The 1,029-nt window shown below is 38.6% G+C and carries 1 pseudogene; it reads right to left on the reverse strand.

Annotated elements, in window-relative coordinates:
* A pseudogene (locus tag ACUVJL_RS39435) lies at positions 1-243 on the reverse strand (ISAzo13 family transposase); the annotation flags it as partial.
* Positions 244-1,029: the final 786 nt, after the last annotated feature.

Here is a 1,029-nt window from a genome sequence, read left to right on the forward strand (position 1 = left end):
TTTTCTTCCTCCTCCTTTTTGACGAATTATGTGTCGCTCAAAAGTAGTCTCTGATTCACTTTTTAATTCCTTAATGCCTTTGGCTATTGTATTTCTGTCTGCTGCCAAAATTCGGGATATGTAACTAATTCCACCATAACCAAGTTTTTCGGCTTCTATTGCTGCATATCTTCGTCGATCTTTTTCAGATAGAGATTGATAAAGTTTCCGCATCTGAGCAGTAATTTCAGAGGAGTAGCACATAAATTTACCTGAATAAAATGAAGGAAATCAACGAACTAATTATTAGTGAAAAAAACAAGGTGAACATCGAATAAGGGTAATTCTTGACCACCAAAATGAAATTTTACATCCTTTCTAATCACTCATTTGTTTATTATACCTTGCTTGTGTTATTAAATTTTCATTCCTCAGCAAGTTGACGAAATTTCCGTAATTGTTCTAACTTCATTGCAGGTAGATTTGAGATTTTTAGCTGAATTCTCAATCTCCTACCCTGATGCTGTTTGTTGAAACTATCGCAGACAGTTTTTTTCTCGAATTGCAAGTCTCCGAGAACGTCAACGGTCGCTGGTATTTATCTTATGGCTGAGTTTGATAGCTGGTCACCAGCGACCATTGCCGTTCTTGAGAACTGTTCTCTAGTCTCACAGCGATCATATTTTTTGACCTGCTTAGTCTAAACTCCAACCTTTTAAGCATCAGTCTGATAAAGCAAAGCTTGAGTTTGGCATTTGAACGAGCGAGTGTGCGATCGAAGTTTTTGACTAAGCTTTTGCATCTTTTCACCCAAGCATTTGAACGTTCTCTTCCCCCATCTAGCCGCCACAGGCACAAATCCAGATTGCCCTCTTTGGTACAGTGGGTAAAGAAGGGAAAGCCAAGTATATCGACGGCTAGATGCCTTTTGATGCCATTAGTACACTTGTAGAAACAAAACCCTTTAGACTCCTCACTAGCATTGCAAGTGTTTTTAAACCATGAGTGAATCAATCATGATTAGGGTTGTCCACTGCGGTTTTTTTTGAC

The organism is Microcoleus sp. OTE_8_concoct_300 (assembly GCF_031383065.1).
Classification (GTDB): Bacteria; Cyanobacteriota; Cyanobacteriia; order Cyanobacteriales; family Microcoleaceae; genus Microcoleus.